Source organism: Clostridium sp. MCC353 (assembly GCF_018785315.1).
Taxonomy (GTDB): Bacteria; Bacillota; Clostridia; order Lachnospirales; family Lachnospiraceae; genus CHH4-2.
This window is the reverse complement of sequence record NZ_WQPN01000044.1, coordinates 1-235: the sequence shown is the minus strand read 5'-3', so window position 1 is coordinate 235 and position 235 is coordinate 1. Positions and strand designations below refer to the sequence as shown.

Below are 235 nucleotides of genomic sequence, written 5' to 3'. Positions count from 1 at the left end.
GCCCTACAGTTGACTGCTGCAGCTATACTGCCTTTAGATATATCTCATATCCCTTGTTCCTGATATTGATCGCCGCATTTAAGTCCCTATCCACGCACATCCCGCAGCTGCACTCATACCGGCGCATGGTTAACGGCATCATCCTGACCTGTCCGCACCGGCTGCAGGTCTTCGATGACGGATACCATTTATCGATACGGATCAGCTGTTTCCCCCTGTCCTCCAGCTTATACTT

Annotated in this window: 1 protein-coding gene; it reads right to left on the bottom strand. The window is 51.1% G+C overall.

What is annotated here, in order from left to right:
- Positions 1-22: 22 nt before the first annotated feature.
- A partial coding sequence (locus GPL15_RS09745) for a zinc ribbon domain-containing protein (protein ID WP_215698479.1) occupies positions 23-235 on the bottom strand: 213 nt, incomplete at its 5' end.